This is a genomic window from Janthinobacterium sp. (assembly GCF_009923995.1).
In the GTDB taxonomy this organism is placed as follows: Bacteria; Pseudomonadota; Gammaproteobacteria; order Burkholderiales; family Burkholderiaceae_D; genus Janthinobacterium.
Genome location: NZ_RFSK01000150.1, coordinates 1 through 1,109, shown reverse-complemented (window position 1 = coordinate 1,109; position 1,109 = coordinate 1). Strand labels below are relative to the sequence as shown.

Sequence of the window (1,109 nt, the reverse complement as noted above, 5' to 3'; positions counted from 1 at the left end):
TATTTGTTTTTGTATGTTTTAAAATAATGTTTTATTGCCCACCATATAAATATTCTTAAAACTCCTCTTTGTTTCTTTTTAGTTTCCTTGAAAAAGCTACCATTTACTTTAATAGCTTCTTCTCTTTGTATTTCAACAACTTCAAATGATGTAGTATATTGCATACAATTATGGCACTCCAATCTTTCTGGAATTTTATATTCTTTATAATCTTTTTGTAATTGAATATAGTTAACCTCAACAACTCCTGTCCATTTGTTATTACATATATCACAACTTGCTTTACATACTATATATCCTATTCCTGATTCCATATTTTATTAATTTTTGTTCATTTTTAATTAATGTTCACGTGCAGTGAACAAGGATATTTTATCGTATATATACGGATAAATACGGTTATTTTAAATTTTCAAGTATTTTAATTAAATCTATTCTATTATAAGAATATGTATTAATTTTTATAGATTTATTATTGTTTAAAATATTATTTATAAATTCTTTTAATTCTGCATAATCTTTATTCCCTCTAAATGAATTACATTCAAAACAAACATAAATTAAATTACGCAAATTATTCTTACCGCCCTTAGATTTAGGTATAATATGCTCTTTTGTTCTTTTAAGTTTTTTATTAAATAATCTTTCACAATAACAACATCTTGTGCTATTAAAGTTAATTGACATAGGTTATTTGTTTTTATTTGAGTATTGATTTAAAAAATATATTAAAAACATTAATCCAAATATAATTGTCATTATCCATCTATGCAGTTCAATAGGTTCATTGTATTTTAATGTTGATGAACTATACAATCCAATAGTAAAGCAACTTAACATTGCTAAAAATAAACTTCCAAATATTTTAATGTTTTTCATAGGTTGTTTTTTTTATCAATACCAATATTAATAAAATACTTTAACCATCCTATTTCTATATTATAAGATGTGTTCCAATTATTTATATTTATACAAGGTATAAGTGCTATAAATTTTTTAACTTTAAATGCTTTAAATCTCATATTTATTTGTTTTGGTTATATTAAGGTGTTGCATTATCGGAAGTCCTTGCCAACTCTGACTCACTAAGCTGATACGAATATCATCCT

The 1,109-nt window shown here is 23.2% G+C and carries 2 protein-coding genes; both read right to left on the bottom strand.

What is annotated here, in order from left to right:
• Positions 1-314, bottom strand: a 314-nt coding sequence (locus EBS11_RS28330; protein ID WP_290608881.1) for a hypothetical protein, incomplete at its 3' end; no start/stop codon positions are given.
• Positions 315-399: 85 nt separating this feature from the next.
• Positions 400-687 (bottom strand): HNH endonuclease, encoded by a 288-nt coding sequence (locus tag EBS11_RS28325; RefSeq protein ID WP_290608880.1) that lies wholly within the window; start codon positions 685-687, stop codon positions 400-402.
• Positions 688-1,109 lie beyond the last annotated feature (422 nt).

Bases quoted from the DNA above. Each gene is read 5' to 3' on its own strand.
- EBS11_RS28325 (WP_290608880.1), bottom strand. From the start codon at position 687: ATGTCAATTAACTTTAATAGCACAAGATGTTGTTATTGTGAAAGATTA.